The sequence below is a fragment of the Algoriphagus sp. TR-M9 genome (assembly GCF_027594545.1).
In the GTDB taxonomy this organism is placed as follows: Bacteria; Bacteroidota; Bacteroidia; order Cytophagales; family Cyclobacteriaceae; genus Algoriphagus; species Algoriphagus halophytocola.
In genome coordinates this window covers 3773026-3797449 of the sequence record NZ_CP115160.1, presented here as the reverse complement: position 1 = coordinate 3797449, position 24424 = coordinate 3773026, and the positions used below count along the sequence as shown (strand labels likewise).

Genomic DNA, 24424 nt, shown 5'->3' with positions numbered 1-24424 from the left:
AAGTAAAAAAAGATGTTCAACAGCCAATACGTATGCAAGCTAGATCCCAAGGGGCGCTTGGTATTGCCAGCTAAAATTAAGGCGGCAATACCAGAGGCCAATGGCACTACGCTTATGCTGCAAAAGGCTGCTGACGGATGTCTGAAACTTTACCCTTTGGTAGAGTTTAGGAAATTAGAAAACCAGGTCAATGCATTGTCTGATCATAAGGAAGAAACCCGCCGATTTAAGCGTTCCTTTTTCACCAGGATTACTGATATCGATTTGGACAGTACTGGTCGCTTTCTGATTCCAAAAACTTTTCAGGACTATGCCGGTCTAGGCAAGGAAGTAATAGTGGTAGGCATAGGACGCCTAATAGAAATCTGGAGCTCAGATCGGGTGAGTGATCATGTGATCGAGGACGAGGATGAGATGTCAGAACTATCTGAAAAACTTTTATCCTGAAATTATGACAGAGTCTGTTTACCATATCCCAGTGATGCTCGCCCAATGCACTGAAGGCTTGGCTATAGATCCCAATGGGGTCTATGTCGATGTTACTTTTGGTGGGGGTGGACATTCCCGCGAGATCCTGAAACATCTGGATCAAGGGCATTTATATGGATTTGACCAGGACATGGATGCGGAGGCCAATATTCCGGCCAGTGAAAATTTCACTTTCGTAGCTGCAAATTTCAGAGATCTGAAAAAGTACCTCAGGCTTCATGGTGTAAAGAAAGTGGACGGGATTCTGGCTGATTTGGGGATTTCCTCTCATCAGATCGATGAGCCGAGCAGGGGGTTTTCTACTCGCTTCAGTGGGGATTTGGACATGCGTATGAATCAGTCCTCAGAGATTTCTGCTAAAGAGGTATTGAATACCTACGAGGCGGATAGGCTGCACAAGATTCTGGGGATTTATGGCGAAGTGAAAAATGCCAAGACTTTGGCGCAAGCTATAGTCTCTGAACGTACAGCTCAGCCATTTGAAACCACGGAAGGTTTTACAGCTTTTCTTAAAAAGTACGCACCGCGAGGCAAAGATTTCAAATACTACGCACAAGTGTTCCAGGCTTTGAGGATAGAGGTGAATGATGAAATGGGCGCGCTGGAAGAAATGCTTCTTGACGCCGTAGAGGTGCTAAAGCCAGGTGGGCGATTGGTGGTGATGAGCTATCACAGCCTGGAAGATAGGCTAGTTAAAAACCTCATCATGAAAGGAAAATTTCAGGGCGAAGTAGAGAAGGATTTTTACGGAAATCTGATCCGTCCCCTAGAGCCGGTGAGCAGAGGTGCAGTGGTGGCGAATGCCGAAGAGATCGCTGCCAATCCAAGAGCAAGAAGTGCTAAACTCAGAATAGCTAAAAAACTAAAATCATGAGCCGAAACACTTTTAAGAAAAAACTTAAGTCAGGGAACAAGCCCAAAGGTGGTCCTAGCAAATCCATTTTCACATGGATGGAGGAAAAGCTGGATATCACCGGATTCTTAGGTGAAGGAGTTCCGGTTCAGCTGGTGCCTCCAGTTGGTTTTGTAACCCTACTGGCCCTGGTGTATATCTGGAGTAATCACCGTGCTGAAAACATGGTGCGAAAAATAGAGAAAGCACAGCAAGAAGTGGAGGATCTCCGAGCGGATGTGACTACACTGGAAGCTGAGTATATGCTGAGTAGCATGCAGTCTGAAGTGGCAAAGCGTGTGGCTGAGCAGGGGATTTACGAATTGGATCAACCGCCAATAAAAATAGAAGTAGAAGAGTGAATTTTAAAAAATCCATATTGATCCGAGTACGGGTGGTGTTCATCCTCATAGCGCTGGGTTCAGCGCTAATTCCGTATCAAATCGCCAAGCTACAGCTGGCTGAGGGAGACGTATGGAGAGAAAAGGCCGAGACTATCAATTTCCAGTTCCGTGAAGTACCGGCCACCCGGGGAAATATTTACGCCAGTGATGGAAGCCTACTGGCGACAAGCCTGCCTTTCTATCGTGTGGCATTGGATCCTACCATTGCTGATAAAGATGATTACAACGAGGGGTTGGATTCGCTTGCCCGTTTGCTTTCTGGTTTTTACAAAGACAGATCGGCTGCCTCTTACAAAAGAATGATCAATGATGCCCGGCTTGACCAGAAGCGTTACTTGGTTTTGAACCGAAAGCAGATCGGCTATCAGGCGATGCAGCAGATGTCTACATGGCCTATCTTCCGAGAAGGGCGACTAGGAGGTGGAGTTCTTTTTGAAAAAGTAGAAAAGCGATATAGACCTTTTAATTCCCTGGCCAGCCGCACCGTTGGCTTTTTGAATGAGGATAATTATGGAGCTGGGATAGAATATAGTTTTAATAATTACCTGAAAGGCCAAGATGGGAAAGCATTATTTCAGCGATTGGCAGGGGGGAGCTGGAAGCCGGTTTTTGATGCTGAAGATGTGAAACCTGAGAATGGTTTTGATGTAATCACTACCCTGGATGTCAATATACAAGATGTGGCTGAAACCGCCCTGCGCAGACAATTGACTGACCGGGATGCAGAATTTGGCTCGGTGATCGTCATGGAAGTGAAAACGGGACAGATTAAAGCCATCACAAACCTTCAGCGAAATACCAGCGGAAATGGCTATGGCGAAAACTACAATTTCGCTATTGGTGACCAAGGCTCTACAGAACCCGGGTCTACTTTCAAATTGCTCTCTATGTTAGCGCTCTTGGAGGAAAACAAAGTGACCCTTGACGAAACGGTAGAAACCGGAAATGGAGCGCACAAATTCTATAATCAGGTGATGCGGGACGCTAAGAACGGTGGGTATGGCACATTGACAATCCGTGAGGCATTTGAAAAATCATCCAATGTGGGGATTTCTAAGCTGGTGGACGAGCACTTCGGCTCTAGCCCATCGAAGTTTATGGCCTACCTAGACAAAGTCGGCTTGGCAGAGCCATTTGGCTTTCAATTGATCGGGGAAGGAAAACCATTCTTCAAGAAGCCGGGAGAAAAAGACTGGTATGGGACTTCATTGCCATGGATTTCCATAGGTTATGAATCCAAGCTCAATCCGATCCATACTTTGGCACTTTACAATGCAGTAGCAAATGGAGGCAAAATGATGAAACCTTACATCGTCAAGTCCATTTCTAAGGGCAATACCGTGGAGAAAGCATACGCTCCAGAGGTGGTGCGCAAGCAAATTGCCTCGGAAAAAACCGTCAGGGAACTTCAAGCGCTTTTGGAAGGCGTGGTCTCCCGTGGGACAGCTAGAAACATCGCCAATTCAGATTACCCTATTGCTGGGAAAACAGGAACTGCGCAAAAGCTGAAAAACGGTAAATATACCAGAAACTACTACACCAGCTTTGCGGGCTATTTTCCAGCAGACCGCCCTAAATACTCCATGATTGTGGTGATAGATAGTCCGAAGGGATTTGCCGCTTACGGCGGGGATGTTTCAGCTCCTGTATTCAAGGAAATTGCTGATAGGATTTACGCTTTGGACATGGAGCTGAATCCGAGTAGCCAGCGTGAAATCCTGAAGGCTGAATTTGCGGATGCAAAAATGCCCCTGGTGAAAGCTGGGAAAGCAGAGGAGCTCCAAGAGATTTTTCATGAATTGGGACTGAGTGCTACACCTGTAAACGCCGAAGAGTGGGTACAGACAGTCTCGAATGATACGAAGATGGAAATGAAAGTGAATGACACGGATAAGGCTCAGGTTCCAGATGTATCAGGGATGTCTTTGCGGGACGCACTTTTCATTTTAGAAAATAAAGGTTTGAAAGTGAATTATTCCGGTAAGGGAAGGGTGAAAAACCAGTCCATTTCCCCGGGTGCTGAGCTTACACCAAATGCAACAATAAATTTAGTATTAGGATAAATGACCCTGCTGAAAGACATATTGTATAAAGTATCACTTACGTCCACTACAGGAGATATGGAGGTGGAAGTGAAGGATATTGTCTTTGATAGCCGCAAGGTGAGCGAAGGAAGTGCCTTTGTGGCAGTTCCGGGTACACAAGTGGATGGGCACGATTTTATAGATAAAGCACTAGAGCTAGGCGCGACCAGTGTGATCTGTGAGAAATTACCCCATGCGCTGAATGAGGGGATCACGTATGTGCAGGTAGTGAATTCTGCCAAGGCCTTGGGAATTATGGCAAGTAATTACTTTGGCAATCCTTCTGAGCAGATTCAGGTGGTAGCCATTACCGGTACCAATGGTAAAACCACTACTGCTACTCTTTTGCATCAGTTGTTCATGCGCATGGGCTATAGCACTGGTTTGCTTTCCACGGTAGAAAATAAAATCAACGAGCAGGTGATCCCTGCTACGCATACTACGCCGGATGCTGTAGCCGTTCAGGCTTTGCTACGGCAAATGGTAGACGAGGGCTGCACCCATTGTTTTATGGAGGCAAGTTCTCATGCCATAGTACAGGAAAGAATAGCCGGTTTGAAGCTTGCAGGTGCGGTTTTTACCAATATTACGCATGACCACCTGGATTATCACGGGACATTCGATGCTTACATCAAGGCCAAAAAGCAGCTTTTCGATGAGCTACCTAAAGGAGCTTTTGCACTGGTAAATGGCGATGATAAGCGTGGGACTGTAATGCTTCAAAACAGCAAGGCTTCTCACCAGACTTTTGCGCTGAAATCTCCCGCAGACTTTAAAGCCAAAATCATTTCCAATACACTGGAGGGTCTGGAGCTTGATATTAACGGAAAGTTGATTTGGTTTAGAATGATCGGTGCTTTCAATGCCTACAATCTACTGGGAGTTCTGGGAGTGGCAGTTTTGCTAGGAGAAGAGGAAGACGAAGTGCTCAGGGAACTTTCGGGTATTCCCGGAGCCAAGGGCAGGTTTGATAGGATTTCTATCGCTGGCATTACGGCTATAGTAGATTATGCGCATACGCCTGATGCACTGGACAATGTACTGAAAACCATCAATGGGGTACGTACCGGAGGCGAGCAGTTGATTACCATAGTAGGGTGTGGGGGCAACAGAGACACGACCAAGCGTCCCATCATGGCGAAGCTAGCAGTTCAGGAAAGTGATAAGGCGATCCTGACTTCCGACAATCCCAGATTTGAGGATCCTGAGCAGATTTTGAAAGATATGCAAGCTGGCATTGGTCCTTCTGAGATTAGAAAAACGCTTACGATAGTAGATCGCAAAGAGGCCATAAAAACAGCCTGTATGCTTTCCCAAAAAGGAGATATCATCCTTATAGCTGGCAAAGGCCATGAGGATTACCAAGAAATCAAAGGAGTAAAACACCACTTCGATGATGCCGAAATAGTAACAGAATTTTTACAACAATTGACACAAAACTGAAATGCTTTATCCTCTATTTGACTACTTAGACAAAGTGCTGGATATCCCGGGAGCGGGGGTGTTTCAATACATCTCCTTCAGAGCGGGAATGGCGGCTGTGTTTTCTTTGATCATTACTATTTCATTTGGTCACAAAATCATCGCCTGGATCAGAAATAAGCAAATTGGAGAAACGGTACGGGACCTGGGCCTCGATGGACAGCAGGAGAAGAAGGGCACGCCTACCATGGGCGGCTTGATGATGATTGCGGCGATTTTGATCCCTACTTTGTTGTTTGGCGATCTAGATAATATCTACATCATCTTATTGCTCGTGACTACGGTGTGGCTTGGAGCGATTGGGTTTATTGATGATTACATCAAGGTTTTCAGAAAAAATAAGGAAGGTCTCGCCGGAAGGTTCAAGATTATCGGGCAGATCGGTATAGGTATTATCGTAGGATCCACTTTGTATTTCAATGAAAGTGTGGTGATCCGGGAGTTCCAAAATCCGGTATCCATTGATGCAGGAATAGTAGAGACTCCAGCTTTCAAAGATGTGAAAGTGGCCAAGACCACCATTCCCTTTACCAAAAACAATGAACTGAATTATGAGACGCTTTTGGGATTCTTGGGAGAGGCGATGACTCCGGTTCTCTACATTTTCGTGGTGACCTTTATCATCACTGCCGTATCCAATGGGGCCAATATCACGGATGGTATAGATGGCTTGGCAGCAGGTACTTCGGCCATTATTGGGATTACCATCGCCATTTTTGCCTACATCAGCGGTAATGCCATTTTCTCCCAGTATCTCAATGTCATGTACATCCCCAACTCCGGTGAGCTGGTGATTTTTGCCTCAGCTTTTGTCGGGGCCTGTGTAGGCTTCTTATGGTACAACGCCTACCCCGCCCAGGTGTTCATGGGAGATACCGGAAGCTTGATGTTGGGAGGAGTGATCGCAGTTTTGGCCTTGACCCTGCGCAAAGAACTGATGATTCCATTGATGTGTGGAGTCTTTGTCATAGAAAATGTAAGTGTGATGCTCCAAGTGGGGTACTTCAAATACACGAAAAAGAAATATGGGGAAGGCAGAAGGATTTTCCTGATGTCGCCTTTGCACCATCACTATCAAAAGAAAAATATCCCCGAAGCCAAAATCGTCACCAGGTTTTGGATTGTGGGAATTTTGTTGGCAGTGATGACTTTGGCAACTCTGAAATTGAGATAAGAAAATAAATTGAGCATGAAACGAATAGCCATCCTAGGTGCCGGAGAAAGCGGAATGGGAGCAGCAATGCTAGCCAAGCGGGAGGGGTATGCGGTTTTCGTTTCTGATGCAGGTAAGATTTCCGCTGAGAGAAAGACCTTGCTGGAAAAGTCTGGGATAGCTTATGAAGAGGGAGGACACAGCGAGGAAAGGATTCTGGATGCAGACCTGATCGTAAAAAGTCCGGGTATCTCTCCAAAGAGTGAGCTACTGGCGAAAGCCGCGCGAGCTGAGATTTCAATTATTGATGAGCTGGAGTTTGCATTTGGGTTCAGTAGTGGGAGAGTAATCGCAGTTACCGGAACTAATGGTAAAACTACCACCACACTGTTAACCTTTCACTTGATGAAAGAAGCAGGAATGGATGTTGGACTTGCAGGTAATGTGGGGCAAAGCTGGGCTGCGCAATTGTGTGAAGCAGACCATGAGTGGTGGGTGATCGAGTGCAGCAGTTTTCAGATTGACGGTTTCGTGAAGTTCAGGCCTACTTTTGCCATTTTGACGAATATCACTCCAGATCACCTGGATAGATATGAGTATAAAATAGAAAATTACACAGCCTCCAAATTCAGGCTTTTCAACAATATGCAAGCTGGAGATACGGCTATTTTCTTTGCTGAAGATGCGCTGAGTTCGGAAGGAATGAAGAAGCATGCGCTAAAAGCTGGGAAGCTGATGATATCTGCCGAGGAGGTTCAAGAGCATGGCGCATGGACAGATGGAGCGCATTTGACTTTTGCCGTTGCAGATAAGTCCATCCGTGTACCAGTAGAATCCCTGTCCATCCAGGGCAAGCACAATCTGCTCAATTCGCTTTTTGCCGGTACGGCAGCTATGCTGGCTGGAGTTGGCGAAGTGGAATTGATGCTGGGCTTTCAGACTTTCAAAAATGCACCCCATAGGATGGAGTTGATCCGTGAAGTGAATGGGGTACGTTTTGTCAATGATAGCAAGGGGACCAATGTAGAGGCTACCGCTTATGCTTTGGCCAGCTATGAAAACCCATTGATCTGGATAGCAGGAGGAGTAGATAAAGGAAATGATTATACCGTTTTGATGCCTTTGGTGGAGGAGCGGGTCAAGGTTATGATCTGTCTGGGAAGAGATAATGAAAAGTTGAAAGCGGCCTTTGGTACGCGTGTGAAAACTATCCGGGAAACCCAGGATGTGAAAGAAGCTGTAAGCTGGGGTATGGAGCATGCCGAATCCGGAGATGTGGTATTGCTTTCGCCTGCTTGTGCCAGTTTTGACTTGTTCAAAAACTATGAAGATCGAGGAATGCAATTCCGGAGTGCTGTTGAAAATTTAAAACCTAAAGCCATCGCATGAATCAGTTTAAGGCATGGATAGACGATAATTTCAAAGGAGACCCAATCATTTGGGCCATCGTGATCTTGTTGTCTCTTTTCAGCATTCTGGTGGTTTATTCTGCCACTGGATCACTGGCGTATAAATATGCGGGAGGAAACACTGAGTTGTATTTGTTCAGGCATTCCTTATTGATATTTACCTCTCTTGTAGTGATGTGGTTTGCGCATAAAATCCCATACCGAAAGTATGCCATCTATGCCAAGCTAGGCGTGATCATCTCCATACCGCTTTTGCTGGTGACTTATCTATTTGGATCCAATATCAATGAAGCAAATCGTTGGTTGACTATCCCAGTGATCAATCAGGCATTTCAGCCTTCAGATCTAGCAAAGTTGTCTCTGATAGCCGCCATCGCGGTGATGCTGGCGAAGCGTCAGAAGAATATCAAGGATTTCAAAAACACCTTTGTACCTATCATTATCGCCATTGGGTTGATTTGCGGATTAATTGCTCTGGCTAATTTCTCAACGGCAATTTTGCTACTGCTCACTTGCCTGATCATCATGTTTATCGGACGGGTGCCGGTGAAATATCTGGCTATGGTAGTGATGGTAGGAGCTTTGGGGCTCACTGCCGCAGGATTTCTCGGGCAGCGGGGCAGTACCCTGGTGTCCCGTGTGGAAGATTTTCTGAACAAAGACGAGATTCCTTTCCAGGCGGAGCAATCATTTATTGCTATTGCCACAGGTGGAATAGGAGGGAAAGGGCCGGGCAATAGTGAGCAGAGAAATTCTCTTCCACACCCTTACTCGGATTTTATCTACGCCATTATCATTGAAGAATATGGATTGATCGGAGGGTTTAGTGTGCTGTTTCTTTATTTGGCTCTGCTGTATAGGGGCATGCGCATTATGGCCAATTCGAATAAGGCCTTTGGAGGCTTGCTATCGGCAGGATTGAGTTTTGCGCTGGTGATCCAGGCTTTGGTCAATATGGCTGTTGCCGTAGGGCTTGGGCCGATTACGGGTCTGCCTTTGCCATTGCTGAGTATGGGGGGGACATCCTTGGTCTTTACCGGTATTTCACTGGGAATTATTCTCTCCGTCAGCCGAGGAGATCATCAGGACGAGTCCCAGGCCAGTCCAGCATTTTCTAATAGAACCAGACTAAAAACTGCTTAATTATTAAAAAGGAGCTTACATATCGCATTTTGATCAGTGGTGGAGGTACCGGAGGGCATATCTACCCGGCTATTGCCATCGCCAATGCCTGGAGGGAAAAATACCCTTCCAGTAAGATTCTCTTTGTGGGAGCATCTGGCAAAATGGAAATGCAAAAAGTACCTGATGCGGGCTATAAGATAAAAGGTTTGCCTGTAGCAGGCTTACAGAGAAGCTTTAGTTTGGAGAACTTGAAGTTTCCATTTAAGCTGTTGAGCAGCCTGATGAAAGCTTCTAAAATCGTAAGTGATTTTCGTCCTGATGTAGTGGTGGGCGTGGGTGGCTATGCGAGTGGCCCGGTGCTGTTTGCTGCGCAGCGAAAAGGCATACCAACACTGGTGCAGGAGCAGAATTCTTACGCCGGTTTGACGAATAAGATTTTGGCAAAAAGAGCCAAAAAGATCTGTGTGGCTTATCCTGATATGGATAGGTTTTTCCCGGCAGACCGCATTTCCTATACCGGTAATCCGGTGAGGAAGGATATTCTGGATTTGGCGGGGAAGAGAGAAAAGGCGATCACTCATTTTGCCTTAGAGGCTGAGAAAAAGACACTGTTGGTTTTGGGTGGCTCTTTAGGAGCACGTACGCTCAACCAAGCAGTACTGAATGACATGGCAAAGCTTGATGAGGCAGGCTATCAGGTGATATGGCAATGTGGTAAATACTACTACAAGGAGATGAAGAAAAAGACGCAGGAAGCTGGCTTTTCCTGCATTCATCTGCGGGAGTTTATTCGTGAAATGGACCTGGCCTATGCGGCAGCGGATGTGATTGTGTCCAGAGCTGGGGCGCTGTCAGTTTCTGAACTTTCCCTGGTGGGGAAGCCGGTGATATTTATCCCTTCGCCTAATGTGGCCGAAGACCACCAGACTAAAAATGCCATGGCATATGTGCAGCACGATGCCGCATGGCTTTTGAAAGATGCGGAGGCCATAGGGCAATTAGAAAATAAGGTAGACCTATTGATGAAGGATGCGAAAGTGTCTGGAATTCTAGGGGAAAACATCAAAAAACTGGCTAAGCCCAATGCGGCTATTGCCATAGTAGAAGAAATAGAAGGATTGATTGCATGAGTTTCGAAGGAATACATAGCGTCCATTTACTAGGGATTGGCGGCATAGGCATGAGTGCTTTGGCTCGTTGGTTCCGTCATGAAGGCTATGTGGTTTCGGGCTATGATCGCAGTCCATCTCCCTTGATAGATGAGCTGATCGCCGAAGGTATGGAGGTGGGTTTTGAGGATTCTCTGGAATGTATACCGGAGGAAGTGAAGAGTCATCCTGCCAAGTCTTTGATTGTATGGACTCCAGCTTTGCCGAAGGACAGCCAGCAGCTGAATTTCTTTCAAGAAAATAAGTATAAGCTTCAGAAAAGATCTGAAGTACTGGGGGTGTTGACCAGTTCCTATTACACTATCGCTGTGGCAGGGACACATGGGAAGACTACTACTTCCTCCATGATTGCACATTTGTTGAAATCTGCCGGTAAGCCTGTTGCGGCTTTTCTGGGAGGGATCACACAGAACTATCAGAGTAACCTGATTCTGGGTAAGAAAAAGTCAAAAGGGCAAAAGCTGGTAGTCGTGGAAGCGGATGAGTTTGATCGTTCCTTTCTGCGCCTTCATCCCAATGAAGCGGTGATAACCAGTGCAGATGCTGATCATCTGGATATTTATGGTGACGAGCAGCACATATTGGATGGGTTTATTGCATTCACGGAGTTACTGGATAAAAAAGGTAAAATCTACATCCAGCAGAATGCCCTTCTACGGTTAACCGAAGAGAGATTGCCTAAAGTGATCAAGAAAGAATATGGTCTGAGATCTTCGGGAATACACGCTGAAAATATTCAGGCCAAGCCTGGGTTTTTTGTATTTGATTATGTGGATAGCAAGCAGGATATCAAAGGCTTGGAACTATATATTCCGGGTTTTCACAATGTGGAAAATGCCCTTGCGGCTATCGCCATCGCATTGGATCATGGATTGAGCGAAAAGGAGATTCGTAAAGGATTGAGCTCATTTAAAGGAGTAAAGAGGAGATTTGAAATTCATGTAAATGAGGGTGGTCAAGTGTATATCGACGATTATGCTCATCATCCGGAGGAAATCCGAGCCTGTTTGAGTTCAGTTCGTGCGATGTTTCCTGCGAAGCAATTGACCGTGGTGTTTCAGCCTCATTTATTCAGTCGCACCAGAGATTTTGCGGATGAATTTTCAGAAAGTCTTTCCCTGGCGGATGCGGTCATTTTGCTGGATATCTATCCCGCGAGAGAGCTGCCTATAGCGGGAGTTACATCGGAGATGCTGTTAGAGAAAATCAATTCTTCCGATAAGATTTTGCTTGGCAAAAATGATCTAATGCAGCATTTGGACCAGGCTTCTACTGAAGTACTGGTGACCATGGGCGCAGGGGATATAGATAGGCTGGTGCCGGAAATAGCCTCCTGGATGAAGAATAGAATAAACCCTCTGGCGGTATGAAAAAGAGTAAACTGACCAAGCTATTGTCATTTGTGATCCTCAGTTTGATACTGGTGGGTTTCATCGGATTTGTGGAAAAGCAAACGGGATTTAGAACCTATCAAGGAGCTGAAATCAGCATTGCGGGAATCAGCGGTGTTTATTTCGTGGAGGAAGCGGAAATCAGAAAAATATTAAATGAGGCATTTCCAGAGTTGAAAGCAGGTCTGATGCTGGAAGAAGTGCCAATGAAAGAGATAGAGGACAGGCTGAATGGTCATCCATTTGTCAAATCAGTAGAAGCTATGGTAGGTCAAAAAGGGATTTTGAACATTAAAATCAGTCAACATCAGCCTATCGCGAGAATTGCGCAGCCACTGGCCGCAGATGGATACATTACCGTAGAGGGCAGGGTAATTCCTACTTCTACCTCCTATACCAGTCGGGTTTTGATACTGGAGGGTGATTATGCAGAGAAACTGATGGATAAGGGGGAGATTATGAGCGAAATGCCCGAGCTGATGGATTTGATTCAGTTTATCGTGAAGGATGAATTTTGGAAGGCTCAGATCACTGAACTGGAAGTCAATTCACCGGATGATATCAGGCTTTTCCAGCAAGTGGGAAAGCAGGTGATCGAGTTTGGGGATGCAAATGATATCGCCAATAAATTTGACCGAATAGAGGTCTTTTACAAAGAAATACTGCCTCGTAAGGGCTGGAATGCTTACGAAAGAGTGAGTGTGAAATTTAAGGATCAAATAGTCTGTGAATAATAGTTTGGATATGGAAAACAAAGAATTAATAGTTGGGCTGGATATTGGGACCACCAAAATCTGTGTGATTGTAGGCCGCAAAAACGAGTATGGTAAGCTTGAGGTGCTCGGTATGGGCAAGGCCGTTTCCGATGGGGTAGATCGAGGCGTGGTGACCAATATAGACAAGACCGTACATGCCATCGAAAAAGCGGTAGAAGAGGCTTCCGAAATGGCAAATGTGGATATCGTGGATGTGATCGTGGGGATAGCAGGTCAGCACATCCAAAGCAAAATCCAAAGTGGTAGCATCATGCGTCAGCCTACTGATGATGAGATTACCATCGAAGATGTGATGAGGCTTTCTTCAGAAATGGAGAACATCCTTATTCCTCCAGGTAATACCATCATCCACGTGATGCCGCAGGATTATACGGTGGATTATGAGGGGGGAATCAAAGACCCAGTAGGAATGTCCGGTACCCGTCTAGAGGCTGATTTCCATATCATCACAGCCCAGACTACCGCGATCAATAATATTAACAGATGTGTGCGTAGGGCAGAATTAGTTTCCAAACAGCTTATTCTGGAGCCACTTGCCAGTTCCCTTTCAGTACTCAGTGATGATGAGAAAGAAGCCGGTGTGTGCCTGGTAGATATAGGTGGTGGTACCACAGACATAGCCATCTTCTATGAGAATATCATCCGTCATACAGCAGTGATTCCTTTGGGAGGAAATATCATTACCAAAGACATCAAGGAAGGCTGTATGGTGATGCAGAATCAAGCAGAGCTACTGAAAACCAGATTTGGAAAAGCCATCACTGAAGAAGCCAATCCAAATGAAATCGTGTCGATCCCAGGTTTGAGAAACAGGCCTCCAAAGGAGATTTCCATTCGAAACCTAGCTTCTATCATTCAAGCTAGAATGGAAGAGATTATCGAAATAGTCCAGAATGAAATCATGCAGAGTGGGCATTATAAGAAGCTTGCCGGCGGTATTGTACTGACTGGGGGTGGATCACAGTTGCAATTTATCAGTCAACTGTTTGAGTACATGACTGGATTGGACACTAGAATAGGATACCCAAATGAGCACCTGGGTAAATCAGTGATCGAAGAAGTGAAGAGTCCGATGTATGCTACTTCAGTGGGACTGGTACTGGCAGGGTTCAAAGCCATAGATGACCGTGATGGAGTGTATAGAGAGCGTGTGGCAAATGGAAAAGGAAGCAAAAGGACAAGGCCTTCAGAAATGATGCCCCAGAATATTTTCAAAAACATTACAGAAAGGCTTAAAAGCATTATTAGCGATGATATCGGAGACGATGGTTACGCTTAAACAAAAGAATTACTAGGGCTTATGATTGGGGGAGATTGCCGGTACTGCTGACAGTTTCCCCGATTTAAAGCTTACAATACTAACCAAAAGGAAATTTCACCAAAACAATAAATATGTCAGATAACATGAAAGATTACAGATTTGATTTACAGAAAAACCCTAAATCAATCATAAAAGTGATTGGTGTGGGAGGAGGCGGCTCCAATGCCGTAAACCACATGTTTAGCCTAGGAATTAAGGATGTGGAGTTTGTAGTAGTCAATACCGATGCGCAGGCATTAAAGTCTAGCCCGGTTCCATTGAGATTGCAGTTAGGTGCCAATCTGACCGAAGGTCTAGGTGCCGGAGCAAATCCTGAACAAGGGAAAAATGCAGCCATTGAGTCTGAGGACGAAATCCGTGAACTGTTGGCAGATAATACCAAAATGGTATTTATCACTGCGGGTATGGGCGGTGGTACCGGTACAGGTGCAGCTCCTGTAGTAGCCCGTGTTGCCAAAGAGCTGAATATTCTTACTGTGGGTATAGTGACTGCTCCGTTCATGTTCGAGGGAAGAAAGAAAATGAATGTAGCGCAGGCGGGTATCGAAGCACTCCGCGAAAACTGTGATACGGTCTTGGTGATTTTGAATGATAAGCTAAGAGAGATTTACGGTAACCTGGCCATCAGGACAGCTTTCAGCAAGGCGGATGATATTTTGTCCACAGCTGCTAGATCTATTGCAGAGATCATCACTGTTCATCAAGATGTAAACGTGGATTTTGAGGATGTGAAGACCGTGATGAAAGATGCCGGAGCAGCGGTGATGGGATCCTCTACCGAAGAGGGTGAAGGTCGTGCCATCCGTGCAGCTGGAGCAGCTATTTCCTCTCCATTGCTGAACAATGTGGACATCAAAGGAGCTGAGAAAATCTTGCTTTCCATCATGTCAGGCGAGGATGAGGAGTTGTCCATGGACGAATTGAGTGAAATCACTGAATACATTCAGGAGAAAGCAGGAGATAATGCTGAAGTGATTTTCGGACAGGGTATTGATCCAGAGCTTAACAAGGCAATCCGGGTAACTGTAATCGCTACTGGTTTTGCGATGGATAGACTGGAAGGTGCTTCAAACAAGAAAATAGAAACAGCCAAGCCAGCTGAACCAGTTTCAGCACCGGCACCGGCCCCTGAGGCTAGCACCCCTGCAGAAGAAGTACAGGAAGAGAAAACCATGATCCATCTGGAATCTGGTAAGTCAGAGAAAGTGAAGGAAGATTCTGTTCCTGGCGGCTCTACGTTCGTGTTTTCTATGCCTAAAACTCCTGCTCCTACTCCAGATCCAGAGCCTGTTTCTGAAGAGAAGCCTGTAGCCGAAACTCCCCAAAAATCAGAGCCTACTCCAGAGCCTAAACCAGCTCCAAAGCGTGAAGGACTTTTCTCCTTTATGAAACCAAAAGAGGAGTCCAAACCGGAAGCTCCAAAGCCTGCGCAGGAGAAGATAGTGCATGACCTGTTTGAAGAGGAAGAGGCGAAAAAGCCTGCTGCTGAAGAAGAAACTAAAAAAGAAGAAGAGCCAGCAGCTCCAGCTTTTGCAAATGACTACTACGAGCAAATGAAGCAAAAAGCGATTCAAAGAGCTCACGAGAGATTTGAAAAGCTAAAAGGTAACCGTACGTTTAACCCTACTCCAGAGGAGTTGAAGGAAAAGATGGAAGTACCTGCCTATCAGCGTAAAAATGTAGTTCTAAACGAGCCTCAGCATAGCTCTGAGCCTAGCATCAGCAAATACAATCTGAACGATGATAATGAGATTTTAGGCAATAATAGATTCCTGCATGATAATGTAGATTAAGGTCTAGAAATCAAGCAGCATGTCTGCCTGGGTTTGCAGCAAGTCCAAATACAACCTGTTGGTGAGCAGGTTATCTGACATATTTTGCTCTATTTTAGCCAGTTTTGGCTTGAGAGCTAGGACATGCATCCCCAAATAATGGAAGATGTCGGTAAGGTGGCTCATAGCGATGCCACCGCCGCCTATTCCAGAAGAAATACCCACCATGGCACATTTTTTACCCCTCAACGTATTGGGGTAGGTCATCCCGTCGATGAAGGTTTTCAGGATGCCAGGGAATGATCCGTTGTATTCCGGTACGATGAACACAAACTTTTTGCCTCCTATCAGCTGGTCATGAAACTCATTGTACAATTCATGTTTGCCATTGTTTTCGTATAAGGCATTGTCTATAAAATCACTGGGAAGATGCTCTAATTCCAGGATTTCTGAGGCTTCACCCTTTTTCTCTAAAATCTCTTGGTAAAGATTTGCAATACGTTTGGATACTGAATTCTTTCGGTTGGTTCCTACGATTATCTTAATCATGTTTCTCTTTTTTTCTGCACTGATTACACTCTTCCTTACCCAAAGGTTCGAAGCTTATCCGTAATTTTTATATTTACTTCGGACAAATTAATCACCATGAACTACCTAAACCAAATAGCGGAAGCTACTAAGTACATTCAATCACATTTTTCTGAACCTGTTTCCATTGGGATTATTCTGGGAACCGGACTAGGAAAGCTAGGCGATCAAATCACCATAGCGCAGGAAATTGACTATGCTGATATTCCCCATTTTCCTGTTTCTACCGTGGAGAGCCATTCCGGCAAATTGATTTTCGGAGAGCTGTCTGGCAAAAAAGTGATGGCCATGCGGGGAAGATTTCACTATTACGAAGGCTATACTATGCAGGAGGTTACTTTTCCGATCAGGGTGATGAAAAACCTGGGAGTAAAAACACTTTGTGTTTCCAATGCCAGTGGGGGATTAAACCCAGCCCAGGAGGTAGGGGATGTGATGATTTTGCGCGATCATATTGACTTGTTTCCTGAAAATCCTCTTCGGGGAAAACATTTTGAGGAGTTTGGGCCGAGATTTCCGGATATGAGCGATGCTTATTCATCTAGATTAATCGCACAAGCTTTGGGCTATGCCCAGAGAAAAGGCTACCCGGTGCATACGGGGGTTTATGCTGGGGTGCAAGGTCCAAATCTGGAGACACCCGCAGAATACAAATACATCAGAAGTATAGGGGCAGATGCAGTGGGCATGAGTACCGTGCCTGAAGTGATTGTTTCAAGGCAAATGGGCATAGAAGTGTTTGGGATTTCCGCTATAACTGACTTGGGAGTAGAGGGGAAAATCAAAGCCGTGACCATAGCGGAGGTGCTTGCAGCTGCTGCCAAGGCAGAGCCAATTATGGCAGATGTGATTAAGGAATTGGTACGGGTGATGGATTAGGCATTGCTTTCTGATAAGCTTTAGCAGCCACAGTCCCTGATCAGATTTTTGATGCCTTTGCGTGTAGAAACTGACACGGCTTTGTATAAGGTGCCAAAATTCAAATCCAGCGTTTGTTCCTCGCCAAAAGGAATAGGGAATTCACTGATGCTGGTTTCTACGGCATAATCTGAGATGACATTACCAGTGGCTGTTTCCATGAGTGCCACTCTCAGCATACTTTTGATTTCTGTGTCACTGTCCCAGTAGCTGGGAGAATGGATGTTAGCGGGATCGGTTCTTTCCCAGTTCCCTGTCCAAGCCAGTTCGCCTAGACTAAGCCCTATCAAATAGGGTATCCCCAGTTCTAAATTGATATTGGCGCGCTGAACAGGATCGTTTACGTCTTTGATTCCGGCATTGAGAAGCTCATATTCCATCCGATCATAGATGGCCACATTGGTAAACCCTTCCTCTTTAAAGATTTTCACTACCAGCTCTTCCAGTTCATTTTGTTCTCCTACGGATAGTTTTCGGAAGCTTTCCTGCCAGTTCAGGGGAAGTAACAAAATACCATCTTCCTTACCCAAGCAAATATGACACTTGATTCTGGGGTAGATTTTCGTAGAGGTGCAGGCCGAAAAGGTTATTGCCGTGATGAATAGGAATACTACTCCTTGCTTCAAAATATGATTTGGATTAATTAATGTCAAAACCTGTATCCAAATCGCAGGTGAATATTTGCAGTTAACTCACCGGTATCGGAAGTATAGCCTTTGGATTTGTAAAAACTATGTAGGTATCCGATCCCTATGCCTGTTTCGAATGTGAAGTTTCTTCCTATAGGACGGCGTATTCCCCAGGTTGGTACAATAGACAGGTCCGGGATAATACTTTCATAATAGTTAGAAATTATAAATAAATCCGGGTGGAAACTGGTCTTGATGGAAATGAAATTCCCGAAATTTCCTCTTGTAGCTTTACCTTTTTTACTGCGTTTTCCAAGGTTATAATACCAGCGAGGCTCTGCAGTAAATACCGGAAAAAATGCATGTCCCGAAGAGTAGGTTCCCCACCAGAGCCCGCCATCCAACCCTACCTCTGCTCTTAGAGCTAATTGATCTGACAGTCTATACTCCTTATTTAGCCAAATTCCCAATAGGCCTGTTTGAAGCTCAGTTTTATTGGTCGTGACAGCTGCTTCCTGGGCATTTGCCCATGAGACAGAAAATAGAAATGCAACTAGCGCGAACAGCTTTTTCATTGAGACTAGATTTATAATTCCCCCAAAACTATTGTTTTTTTAACATCCAACATCCAACATTTTATTTCCTTGGATGAAAATCCGTCAACACCTGCCTCAGGTAATCACGATCTAAATGTGTGTAAATTTCCGTAGTGGTGATGCTTTCATGACCTAGCATTTCCTGAACTGCACGAAGATCCGCTCCTCCTTCGATCAGGTGCGTGGCAAAGGAATGTCTGAAAGTATGGGGGGAAATGTTCTTCTCAATTCCAGCCTGCTCCGCAGTTTTCTTGATAATCAAAAATATCATAACACGGGAAAGCTTCTTGCCCCGGCGGTTAAGAAAAACGAATTCTTCGTGGCCTTTGGCGATATTTTGATGCACCCGAACTTCATTTATGTAAATATTCAGGTATTTCAAAGCATCCTTTCCAATAGGGACGAGGCGTTCTTTATTTCCTTTTCCAACCACTTTGAGAAAACCTATATCTTCAAAAATCTGTCCTGTTTTCAGTTCTATCAATTCACTTACCCGTAATCCTGAGCTGTACAACATTTCCAGCATGGCGCGGTTGCGATGGCCTTCCGGTTCTCCGAGAGGAATGGCTTCCAAAAGTTGCACGATTTCCTGATAGCTCAGGGTATCTGGTAGTTTTCTTCCCAATTTTGGGGCTTCGAGAAGTTGAGCTGGGTCTTCAGTAATTCTATCCTCATACATCAGGTATTTATAAAAGGCCTTGATTCCTGAAATGATCCTGGCCTGGGTGTAATCGGATATTTCAAGCTTGGCCAGGTCAGTGACAAATCTTCTCAAATACTCTAATTCCAGATTCAAGGGGCTTTTTTCAGGAAAATTCACTTCCGAATAAGCAGCTAACTTCTCTACATCGCGTGTGTATGCTTCTATGGAATTCCCACTCAGGGATCGCTCTAGCTTTAGGTAATGGCGGAATTGTTTGATGTGGTTTTGCCAGTCTTTAGTCATTGATGTGATTTGAAAATTGGAAGATTTAAAAATTGGAAAATTAATACTCTCTCATTTCATCCAGATTTCCTTCCCAAGTGATTTTGCCTCTGAGGTTGGACAATTCATTTAACTTGATTTTTCGGAGGTAAGCTTTCAGGGCGGCTTCCACAGCTTCCTGAACATTTTTAGCATCAGTTCTTTGTAAGATTTCAGCCAATAGCTTTTCATCAACAGTTACTTTCATATCCTTTTTACGCTTATTAGTAAAATTACAACTTTAGAACTTTCCAACTTCAAAACCTGAAAATCCTTTTAACTTTGACTCAGAAACCATCAAACCGAATATTGTTTTGAAGATAATCATCATTAACGGCCCCAACCTCAATCTATTGGGTAAAAGAGAGCCGGAAGTCTATGGAAGTACTTCTTTTGAAGAATATTTTGAGGGCTTGAAAAAAGCTTTTCAGGATGTAGAACTGCATTATTTTCAAAGTAATGTGGAGGGCGAACTGATCAATAAAATTCACGAGGTTGGCTTTTCCTACGATGCGATTCTGCTCAATGCCGGTGGCTATACCCATACTTCAGTGGCTATTTCAGATGCAATTGCCGGGGTGACCACACCTGTCTTAGAAGTTCATATTTCGAATATTTACAAACGGGAAGAATTCCGCCATAAAAGTATTATTTCCAAATCCTGTGTCGGAATGATCTCCGGACTTGGCCTGAAAGGATACGCTTTAGGAATTCTCTATTTTCAATAACCTATCTACCTATGCTCACTTTTGCACCCGGGCCATCTAAAGTTTACGATGCCCTTCCCACGTATTTGCAAGATGCCTACACTGCAGGTATTCTGAGTGCCAATCACCGCAGCAATGCGTTCATGTCTCTGTATCAGGAAACTGAGCAATTGATGCGTGAAAAGCTGCACATGCCGGAGGATTACAAGTTGTTATTTACCTCCAGTGCTACCGAAAACTGGGAGATCATCACCCAATCCATTGTGCAGCAGGCTAGCTTTCATATTTACTCAGGTTCCTTCGGGAAAAAGTGGATCGGCTTTGCGAAGCATATCAATCCAGCCACGGACGGACTGAAAATCGAAGCAAATCAGGCAATCGACGTGGCAAACTTGGAGATTTCTGAGGATTTTGATGTGATCGCGCTGACACAAAATGAAACTGCCAATGCAACGCAGGTTCCTATGTCAGTGATTGAGGAAATCAAGGAGAAATATCCTGAGAAAATGATAGCAGTGGATACGACCTCCTCTATGGCAGGAATTGAATTGGATTTTAGCTTGGCTGATATTTGGTACGCTTCTGTGCAAAAATGCTTTGGACTTCCTGCAGGTCTGGGGATTTTGATTTTGTCTCCAAAAGCTATTGAAAAGTGCGAATCAAAAGGTGAAAAAGGCAGGTATAATTCTTTAAGTTTTATGCTTGAAAATGCTGCCGGTTACCAGACGCATTACACCCCGAATGTGTTGGGGATTTACCTGTTAAACAGAGTTTTGAAAGATTTGGAAGAAATCCAGCACATTGATGCAAATCTTAGAGAGCGCATGCTCAAGTTGGAAACGGCTGTGGCTCAATCCAAGTCGCTTCGAATGCTCGTGGATAATGCTGAGACGAGAAGCACCACGGTTTTGGCTGTATCTGGTCCGGAAGAGTTAATCGCTTCGGTGAAAAAGGATGCTGAAAAAGAAGGAATGCAATTGGGTTCTGGCTATGGTCCTCATAAACCAACAAGTTTCCGAATCGCCAATTTCCCTGCTATCACCAATGCCGAAATGGATAAGTTGATTGGGTTTTTGGGGAAATTTTAGCCGCAGAGTAACCTTTGAGGTCTTTAAGACCTCGAAGGTTTTATATTAAGCCAATTAGGCATACAAACAGCTCCAAGGACTTAAGATGTTAACCATCATATTTATTATACCTCAATGATTTTGGTTATATTCAATAGTATTTTTTGAATGTGTCTATGAAAAAATCATCTGAGACTTTTGAATCTGGTAAAATCTATCACCTCTACTCCAGGTCTATTGGTAATCAAGAATTGTTTTTGAGGGAGGAGAATTATAAGTTTTTCTTGAGTAGGTATTCTCGTTATTGTGATGACTATTTTGAAACGATTGCATATTGCCTTATTCCAAATCATTTTCATTTCTTGGTTAGGATTCGAGATAACCAGCAAGATTTGGCAATAGTAAAGGCATTTTCCAATTTTCTAAATAGTTATGCAAAGGCTTTCAATAAATCAATTGGTAGGAATGGAGGGCTTTTTCAGAGAAAATTCAAACGTAAATTAATTGATGATGAAAGTTACCTTAGTCGCATCATCCTTTACATTCACTTAAACCCCATTAGACATGGTTTAGTGAAAAAAGTAAATGAGTGGAAGTATTCTTCATTTGAATCTTATTGTACATACAAACCTTCCAAAGTATCTAGAGAATTGGGTTTGGTATGGTTTGGAGGTATTCCTGAGTTTATAAAAATCCATGATAGTTCGATAGAGGAATATTTACTTGATGAATATTCTTTAGAAGGATAGTATTTTTGTTCTAACAAAACCATCGAGGTCTGTTAGACCTCAATGGTTAGACGCCATTTTTCTTCTCTTTATTTTAACCTAAAAACCTTCGAGGTTTATGAAACCTCAAAGGTTAATTCCCTACTTTCGCGGCATGTTTGATTTGAAAGAAATATTGTCAGTTTCGTTGATCCTTTTTTCTGTGATTGATATCCTCGGTTCTATCCCGATTATCGTCAATCTACGAAAGAAAATAGGACATATTCAATCTGAGAAAGCTACCCTGGCTGCTGGGGTATTGATGATTTTATTTCTATTGGCGGGGAAGTCTATTCTCAGCTTGTTCGGAATAGGAGTGGAGGATTTTGCCATCGCCGGAGCGCTGATCATTTTTGCGATTGGTGCTGAGATGATCTTGGGAATAGAGCTTTTCAAATCAGACCCAGATGTCAAAGACGGAGCGTCCATAGTACCTATAGCTTTTCCTCTGGTGGCGGGTGCGGGTACATTAACTACTATTTTGACGCTGAAAGCTGAGTTTGCTCAGCTCAATATTGCCATTGGAATTCTCCTGAATTTAATTCTGGTTTACATTGTGCTGAAAAGTACAGGCTGGCTGGAGCGCAAAATCGGGAAGACTGGTCTGGATGTACTGAGGAGGATTTTTGGAATTATTCTACTGTCAATAGCGGTGAAAATTTTCAAAACCAATGCATTTCCTACAATGGTCTAAAAGTAGCATTTGACCTAAACTCTACCGCTTTTTCACTTACTTTGTCCCATGATTACCATTTACACTGATGGCGCTGCCAAAGGCAATCCCGGTCCGGGAGGTTATGGCGCTGTTCTGAAATTCGGAAAACATAGAAAAGAACTTTCCGAAGGCTTTCGCCGGACTACCAATAACCGCATGGAATTGCTGGCAGTAATCCGCGCACTCCAAGCGATCAATACGACGGAGTTCCCGGTTCAAATTTATTCGGATAGCAAATATGTGGTGGATGCTGTGGAGAAAGGCTGGATTTGGGGCTGGCAGAAAAAAGGCTTCAAAGACAAGAAAAACCCGGATCTCTGGTTACGCTATATTCCGCTACATCTGAAGTACAAGCCTAAGTTCATCTGGGTAAAAGGCCATGCTGGAAACATTGAGAATGAGCGCTGCGATCAGTTGGCTGTTCAAGCGGCAGAAGGATTTGATCTGAAGCCGGACGAAGGATACGAAGCGAGTTTATAGGTTTTTTTAGCCACGAAGGACACGAAGAAGGCGCGAAGATGATATTTGTGTCATTTTTTCTAGTTTAAATACGCGTCCAATCTTGACATTTTAGCCCGTCCCTTTAAGGACCAACCTATGGGTAGGAATTGAATTTACATAGTTATCAGCCGTGCCTTTAGGTATGGCCCTCAATAACTCACTGTATTTTATTTTTTGGAATTCAGTTAGGATGTTTGGTGAATCGAATGTCCCCAATCGTTCCTAGACAATGGTCCATCCTGAGTCTTATCCATTTGAAAGTTTCTTTTGCTATAAGACACTAGTTTACGTTGTCAACGTAAACTATTCTAGTCTGATTTTTTCTTTTAAATTTTACACTTTAGACTTTATAATTCCTCCATCGTCATCAATGGAACATCCTCTCTATTGACCTCCAAAAGTGGCTTATAATCCGACTCAGGATATTGCCAGCCATTTTCTCCTAATTCATAAAGCAAAGGAGCAAGGTTTTGGACAGCAGCTTTACAGCCTTGTACTATAGCTCCCATATTCCCAGTTTGCTTGGAGAGAACTGCTTCATTTTCAATTTCAAAAGGGCCGGCGAAATTCTGCTCTTTTAGAATATTCACAAAAGCCCTCCAATCCATCGAATCGCCCAAGCCAAAACCTGGTAACGTAGCTTCGTAGTGATGTCTGTCCCAAGGGTTGGTGCTGGAAGGAATTCCTGCTTTTGCTGCCCATTCTGGCTTTACTTGCTGCATGGGATACATATTTCCCCAAAAAGGATCAGGATTATTGCGGGTGGATTTGACATGAATTCTATTCAGGCGATTCATATCTGTGTTTTTAATGACCTCAATTGGGTCGGTGTGTTGCCAGACATCATGCGAGGGATCATAGATTTCTCCATGATTGGCTTCTGGGACTAACTCGTACATGAGTTTTCTCGCTGCCAAAACTCCCGGCAGGTTGTTAAACGTCCCGAAATGACCTGAGCTTCTCCAGCCTTCCATAGGGCAGTTTTCATAGAGAATAGTCACTCCCAGGCTATTTGCATAGCGAATGATGGGCCCAAAGACTCGCTGGTATTCCAGTAGATTTTTCTCGAAACCGCCTTCCTGATTTCCCAATTCATGATTGTACCCGACGAAGGTTCCCACTTTCACATCGTTTTCATCTCCTCCCAGCAAATAAGCCATTCGGATCAATCGCAGCAAATGATTCTGATTTTTGATCCGCTCCGCAGGATCTCCACCGATCAGGTTATCAAAAGCACCAATGGAAAGCCGAAGTTTAGCGCCGTTGAATTGATCAATGAGTTTTTTAGCGGCTTCTGAACCGAAATTTTCATAATCCAGATGCGTGGCGACAAAGTCATCTCGGGTGCCGTCTTTTCTGAAAACGCAAAGATCAAGTCCTTGTACTCCGATTTCCAGTGCTTTCTCCACCGTTTGATCCAAGTTGAGCTGGTCAAATGCGGAAGTCATGATCCAGATAGGGTTTGCCATGTCAGTGATTTTGGGTTTGAAACAAAAAAAGGAAAT

At 44.2% G+C, this 24424-nt stretch carries 25 protein-coding genes; 19 read left to right on the top strand and 6 right to left on the bottom strand.

The window, feature by feature from the left end; translation table 11 throughout:
• Positions 1-12 precede the first annotated feature (12 nt).
• From mraZ to ftsZ, 13 genes are all read left to right on the top strand, one after another.
• On the top strand, positions 13-447 hold the full coding sequence (gene mraZ, locus PBT90_RS16040; RefSeq protein WP_264807522.1) for a division/cell wall cluster transcriptional repressor MraZ: 435 nt from the start codon (positions 13-15) through the stop codon (positions 445-447).
• 4 nt (positions 448-451) lie between these two features.
• Positions 452-1363 (top strand): 16S rRNA (cytosine(1402)-N(4))-methyltransferase RsmH, encoded by a 912-nt coding sequence (rsmH, locus tag PBT90_RS16035; protein WP_264807521.1) that lies wholly within the window; start codon positions 452-454, stop codon positions 1361-1363.
• The gene (locus PBT90_RS16030; protein WP_264807520.1) at positions 1360-1743 is read left to right on the top strand and encodes an FtsL-like putative cell division protein; all 384 of its coding nucleotides are present in this window, start codon (positions 1360-1362) and stop codon (positions 1741-1743) included. Before rsmH ends, PBT90_RS16030 begins: the two co-directional genes overlap by 4 nt.
• Positions 1740-3848, top strand: a complete 2109-nt coding sequence (locus PBT90_RS16025; RefSeq protein ID WP_264807519.1) for a penicillin-binding protein — start codon at positions 1740-1742, stop codon at positions 3846-3848. The genes PBT90_RS16030 and PBT90_RS16025 overlap by 4 nt, the downstream gene beginning before the upstream one ends.
• A complete protein-coding gene (locus tag PBT90_RS16020) occupies positions 3849-5312 on the top strand; it encodes a UDP-N-acetylmuramoyl-L-alanyl-D-glutamate--2,6-diaminopimelate ligase (protein ID WP_264807518.1) in 1464 nt (487 codons plus the stop codon).
• Between the two features lies 1 nt (position 5313).
• Positions 5314-6525 carry a phospho-N-acetylmuramoyl-pentapeptide-transferase gene (gene mraY / locus PBT90_RS16015; RefSeq protein WP_264807517.1) on the top strand — a complete coding sequence of 404 codons (1212 nt, stop codon included), beginning with the start codon at positions 5314-5316 and terminating at the stop codon, positions 6523-6525.
• A gap of 15 nt (positions 6526-6540) precedes the next feature.
• Complete coding sequence (gene murD / locus PBT90_RS16010) at positions 6541-7893, top strand: UDP-N-acetylmuramoyl-L-alanine--D-glutamate ligase (RefSeq protein WP_264807516.1); 1353 nt, start codon at positions 6541-6543, stop codon at positions 7891-7893.
• Positions 7890-9056 (top strand): FtsW/RodA/SpoVE family cell cycle protein, encoded by a 1167-nt coding sequence (locus PBT90_RS16005; protein WP_264807515.1) that lies wholly within the window; start codon positions 7890-7892, stop codon positions 9054-9056. The genes murD and PBT90_RS16005 overlap by 4 nt, the downstream gene beginning before the upstream one ends.
• A 29-nt stretch (positions 9057-9085) precedes the next feature.
• Positions 9086-10168 carry an undecaprenyldiphospho-muramoylpentapeptide beta-N-acetylglucosaminyltransferase gene (gene murG, locus PBT90_RS16000; protein ID WP_264807514.1) on the top strand — a complete coding sequence of 361 codons (1083 nt, stop codon included), beginning with the start codon at positions 9086-9088 and terminating at the stop codon, positions 10166-10168.
• Positions 10165-11577, top strand: coding sequence for a UDP-N-acetylmuramate--L-alanine ligase (gene murC / locus PBT90_RS15995; protein ID WP_264807513.1), 1413 nt, complete (start codon positions 10165-10167; stop codon positions 11575-11577). Before murG ends, murC begins: the two co-directional genes overlap by 4 nt.
• A complete protein-coding gene (locus PBT90_RS15990; RefSeq protein WP_264807512.1) occupies positions 11574-12332 on the top strand; it encodes a cell division protein FtsQ/DivIB in 759 nt (252 codons plus the stop codon). The genes murC and PBT90_RS15990 overlap by 4 nt, the downstream gene beginning before the upstream one ends.
• 10 nt (positions 12333-12342) lie before the next feature.
• The gene (gene ftsA / locus PBT90_RS15985; protein ID WP_264807511.1) at positions 12343-13653 is read left to right on the top strand and encodes a cell division protein FtsA; all 1311 of its coding nucleotides are present in this window, start codon (positions 12343-12345) and stop codon (positions 13651-13653) included.
• A 113-nt stretch (positions 13654-13766) separates the two neighbouring features.
• Positions 13767-15488, top strand: coding sequence for a cell division protein FtsZ (gene ftsZ, locus PBT90_RS15980; protein ID WP_264807510.1), 1722 nt, complete (start codon positions 13767-13769; stop codon positions 15486-15488).
• Between the two features lie 3 nt (positions 15489-15491).
• On the opposite strand, the gene PBT90_RS15975 is transcribed toward ftsZ, so the two are convergent.
• Entirely contained in the window at positions 15492-16016 is a 525-nt protein-coding gene (locus tag PBT90_RS15975) for an NADPH-dependent FMN reductase (protein WP_264807508.1), read from the bottom strand.
• Between the two features lie 96 nt (positions 16017-16112).
• On the opposite strand from PBT90_RS15975, the gene PBT90_RS15970 reads away from it, so the two are divergent.
• Entirely contained in the window at positions 16113-16934 is an 822-nt protein-coding gene (locus tag PBT90_RS15970; RefSeq protein ID WP_264807507.1) for a purine-nucleoside phosphorylase, read from the top strand.
• A gap of 20 nt (positions 16935-16954) precedes the next feature.
• On the opposite strand, the gene PBT90_RS15965 is transcribed toward PBT90_RS15970, so the two are convergent.
• The 4 genes from PBT90_RS15965 to PBT90_RS15950 all read right to left on the bottom strand — a co-directional run bounded on the left by PBT90_RS15965 (position 16955) and on the right by PBT90_RS15950 (position 19370).
• Complete coding sequence (locus tag PBT90_RS15965) at positions 16955-17599, bottom strand: hypothetical protein (RefSeq protein ID WP_264807506.1); 645 nt, start codon at positions 17597-17599, stop codon at positions 16955-16957.
• A gap of 23 nt (positions 17600-17622) precedes the next feature.
• Positions 17623-18177 (bottom strand): hypothetical protein, encoded by a 555-nt coding sequence (locus PBT90_RS15960; protein WP_264807504.1) that lies wholly within the window; start codon positions 18175-18177, stop codon positions 17623-17625.
• A 61-nt stretch (positions 18178-18238) separates the two neighbouring features.
• Positions 18239-19144, bottom strand: coding sequence for a site-specific tyrosine recombinase XerD (xerD, locus tag PBT90_RS15955; protein ID WP_264807503.1), 906 nt, complete (start codon positions 19142-19144; stop codon positions 18239-18241).
• 40 nt (positions 19145-19184) lie between these two features.
• A complete protein-coding gene (locus PBT90_RS15950) occupies positions 19185-19370 on the bottom strand; it encodes a type II toxin-antitoxin system VapB family antitoxin (protein ID WP_264807501.1) in 186 nt (61 codons plus the stop codon).
• Between the two features lie 106 nt (positions 19371-19476).
• Between PBT90_RS15950 and aroQ the strand changes: the two genes are divergently transcribed.
• The 5 genes from aroQ to rnhA all read left to right on the top strand — a co-directional run bounded on the left by aroQ (position 19477) and on the right by rnhA (position 22898).
• A complete protein-coding gene (gene aroQ / locus PBT90_RS15945; RefSeq protein ID WP_264807500.1) occupies positions 19477-19890 on the top strand; it encodes a type II 3-dehydroquinate dehydratase in 414 nt (137 codons plus the stop codon).
• A gap of 11 nt (positions 19891-19901) precedes the next feature.
• Positions 19902-20957: an aminotransferase class V-fold PLP-dependent enzyme gene (locus tag PBT90_RS15940; protein WP_264807499.1), complete on the top strand. Its 1056-nt coding sequence runs from the start codon at positions 19902-19904 to the stop codon at positions 20955-20957.
• Positions 20958-21112: 155 nt separating this feature from the next.
• Positions 21113-21685 carry a transposase gene (locus PBT90_RS15935; protein ID WP_264807498.1) on the top strand — a complete coding sequence of 191 codons (573 nt, stop codon included), beginning with the start codon at positions 21113-21115 and terminating at the stop codon, positions 21683-21685.
• A 133-nt stretch (positions 21686-21818) separates the two neighbouring features.
• Positions 21819-22397: a MarC family protein gene (locus PBT90_RS15930; RefSeq protein WP_264811470.1), complete on the top strand. Its 579-nt coding sequence runs from the start codon at positions 21819-21821 to the stop codon at positions 22395-22397.
• A gap of 48 nt (positions 22398-22445) precedes the next feature.
• On the top strand, positions 22446-22898 hold the full coding sequence (gene rnhA, locus PBT90_RS15925; RefSeq protein ID WP_264807497.1) for a ribonuclease HI: 453 nt from the start codon (positions 22446-22448) through the stop codon (positions 22896-22898).
• A 368-nt stretch (positions 22899-23266) separates the two neighbouring features.
• Here rnhA and PBT90_RS15920 read toward each other — a convergent pair whose 3' ends face one another.
• Positions 23267-24388 carry a sugar phosphate isomerase/epimerase family protein gene (locus tag PBT90_RS15920; RefSeq protein WP_270129967.1) on the bottom strand — a complete coding sequence of 374 codons (1122 nt, stop codon included), beginning with the start codon at positions 24386-24388 and terminating at the stop codon, positions 23267-23269.
• Positions 24389-24424: the final 36 nt, after the last annotated feature.

Excerpts from the sequence above, each read along its gene's own strand:
- ftsZ (WP_264807510.1), top strand. The coding sequence starts at position 13,767 with ATGTCAGATAACATGAAAGATTACAGATTTGATTTACAGAAAAACCCT.
- rsmH (WP_264807521.1), top strand. The coding sequence starts at position 452 with ATGACAGAGTCTGTTTACCATATCCCAGTGATGCTCGCCCAATGCACT.
- PBT90_RS15975 (WP_264807508.1), bottom strand. The coding sequence starts at position 16,016 with ATGATTAAGATAATCGTAGGAACCAACCGAAAGAATTCAGTATCCAAA.
- xerD (WP_264807503.1), bottom strand. The coding sequence starts at position 19,144 with ATGACTAAAGACTGGCAAAACCACATCAAACAATTCCGCCATTACCTA.
- PBT90_RS15970 (WP_264807507.1), top strand. The coding sequence starts at position 16,113 with ATGAACTACCTAAACCAAATAGCGGAAGCTACTAAGTACATTCAATCA.
- PBT90_RS15990 (WP_264807512.1), top strand. The coding sequence starts at position 11,574 with ATGAAAAAGAGTAAACTGACCAAGCTATTGTCATTTGTGATCCTCAGT.
- PBT90_RS15930 (WP_264811470.1), top strand. The coding sequence starts at position 21,819 with ATGTTTGATTTGAAAGAAATATTGTCAGTTTCGTTGATCCTTTTTTCT.
- PBT90_RS15920 (WP_270129967.1), bottom strand. The coding sequence starts at position 24,388 with ATGGCAAACCCTATCTGGATCATGACTTCCGCATTTGACCAGCTCAAC.
- PBT90_RS16020 (WP_264807518.1), top strand. The coding sequence starts at position 3,849 with ATGACCCTGCTGAAAGACATATTGTATAAAGTATCACTTACGTCCACT.
- murD (WP_264807516.1), top strand. The coding sequence starts at position 6,541 with ATGAAACGAATAGCCATCCTAGGTGCCGGAGAAAGCGGAATGGGAGCA.
- ftsA (WP_264807511.1), top strand. The coding sequence starts at position 12,343 with ATGGAAAACAAAGAATTAATAGTTGGGCTGGATATTGGGACCACCAAA.
- PBT90_RS16030 (WP_264807520.1), top strand. The coding sequence starts at position 1,360 with ATGAGCCGAAACACTTTTAAGAAAAAACTTAAGTCAGGGAACAAGCCC.
- PBT90_RS15940 (WP_264807499.1), top strand. The coding sequence starts at position 19,902 with ATGCTCACTTTTGCACCCGGGCCATCTAAAGTTTACGATGCCCTTCCC.
- rnhA (WP_264807497.1), top strand. The coding sequence starts at position 22,446 with ATGATTACCATTTACACTGATGGCGCTGCCAAAGGCAATCCCGGTCCG.
- PBT90_RS15950 (WP_264807501.1), bottom strand. The coding sequence starts at position 19,370 with ATGAAAGTAACTGTTGATGAAAAGCTATTGGCTGAAATCTTACAAAGA.
- mraY (WP_264807517.1), top strand. The coding sequence starts at position 5,314 with ATGCTTTATCCTCTATTTGACTACTTAGACAAAGTGCTGGATATCCCG.
- PBT90_RS16005 (WP_264807515.1), top strand. The coding sequence starts at position 7,890 with ATGAATCAGTTTAAGGCATGGATAGACGATAATTTCAAAGGAGACCCA.
- PBT90_RS15960 (WP_264807504.1), bottom strand. The coding sequence starts at position 18,177 with ATGAAAAAGCTGTTCGCGCTAGTTGCATTTCTATTTTCTGTCTCATGG.
- mraZ (WP_264807522.1), top strand. The coding sequence starts at position 13 with ATGTTCAACAGCCAATACGTATGCAAGCTAGATCCCAAGGGGCGCTTG.
- murC (WP_264807513.1), top strand. The coding sequence starts at position 10,165 with ATGAGTTTCGAAGGAATACATAGCGTCCATTTACTAGGGATTGGCGGC.
- PBT90_RS15935 (WP_264807498.1), top strand. The coding sequence starts at position 21,113 with ATGAAAAAATCATCTGAGACTTTTGAATCTGGTAAAATCTATCACCTC.